The organism is Arthrobacter hankyongi (assembly GCF_022012395.1).
In the GTDB taxonomy this organism is placed as follows: Bacteria; Actinomycetota; Actinomycetes; order Actinomycetales; family Micrococcaceae; genus Crystallibacter; species Crystallibacter hankyongi.
Window position 1 is genome coordinate 1 of sequence record NZ_JAKLTQ010000045.1, and the last position, 1,464, is coordinate 1,464.

A 1,464-nucleotide genomic window follows, 5' to 3' on the forward strand; every position below is an offset into this window, starting at 1 on the left:
GCACCAGTTCATTGACGGCCGCTACCGCGAGGGCCGCGGCGGGGAGGCCAAGCGGATCAGCCCGGTGACCGGCGGGCCGGCCGAGACCATCAGGTACGCCGACGTGCAGGACGTGGACGACGCCGTCGCCGCGGCCGGGCGCGCTTATCGCGCCTGGTCGCGCACGACCCCGGGCGAACGCTCCGAGGCGATCCACCGGCTGGCCGGCGAGCTGGCCCGCCGCGCGGAGGAACTGGCCGCCGTCGAAAGCGCGCAGACGGGCAAGCCGATCCGGCTCGCGGCCGGGTTCGACGTGCCCGGCACGGTGGACAATGCCGCCTACTTCGCCGGCGCCGCCCGGCAGCTGTCCGGACTGGCCGCCGGCGAGTACGGGGCCGGCGGCACCTCGATGATCCGGCGCGAGCCCATCGGCGTCGTCGGCTCGATCGCCCCGTGGAACTACCCGCTGCAGATGGCCGCGTGGAAGATCCTGCCGGCCATCGCCGCCGGCAACACGATCGTGCTCAAGCCCTCCGAACTCACCCCCGGCACCGCCCTGCTCTTCGCGGAGGCGGCCACCGCCGCGGGCCTGCCGGACGGCGTCGTCAACATCGTCACCGGCACCGGCGCCGGCATCGGCGAGCACCTGGTCACCCACCCGGACGTGGCGATGACCTCGTTCACCGGCTCCACCGCCGTCGGCCGGAAGATCATGGCGCTGGCCGCGGCCGGCGCCAAGCGCGTGCACCTGGAGCTGGGCGGCAAGGCCCCGTTCGTGGTGTTCGACGACGCCGACGTCGAGGCCGCCGCGCACGGCGCCGTGGCCGGGGCGATCATCAACGGCGGCCAGGACTGCACCGCCGCGACCCGCGCCTACGTCCAGGCCCCGCTGTTCGATGCCTTCACCGACCGCGTGGCCGAGCTGATGGAACGGGTGGCCGTCGGGGACCCGGCGGATGAGGACACGGACCTGGGCCCGCTGATCACGCACGCCCACCGGGACAAGGTGGCCGGTTTCGTCGAGCGCGCCCGGGCCGCCGGGGCGCAGGTCCTGGCCGGCGGCCGGGCACCGGGCCAGGACCTGGCGGCCGGCGCCTTCTACCGGCCCACCCTGGTGGCCGGCGCCGCGCAGGATTCCGAGATCGTCCAGGCCGAGGTCTTCGGTCCGGTGCTCGCCGCGCTGCCCTTCGGATCCGATGACGAGGGCCTGGCCCTGGCCAACGACACGCCCTACGGGCTGGCCGCGTCGGCCTGGACCCGCAGCCTGGACCGGTCGCTGCGCGCCGCCGCCGAACTGAAGGCCGGCTGCGTCTGGATCAACGAGCACATCCCGATCGTCTCGGAGATGCCGCACGGCGGCTACAAGGCCTCCGGCTTCGGCAAGGACCTCTCCGCCTACTCCTTCGAGGAGTACACCAACGTCAAGCACGTCATGCTCGGCCGGGACACCGCCGCCCGCAAGGACTGGCACGATACGGTGTTCCG

1 protein-coding gene is annotated in these 1,464 nt (G+C 73.9%); it reads left to right on the top strand.

What is annotated here, in order from left to right; genetic code table 11:
- Window positions 1-1,464 (top strand): gamma-aminobutyraldehyde dehydrogenase (locus tag LVY72_RS24035; RefSeq protein WP_237827464.1); only part of this gene is annotated, 1,464 nt, incomplete at both ends.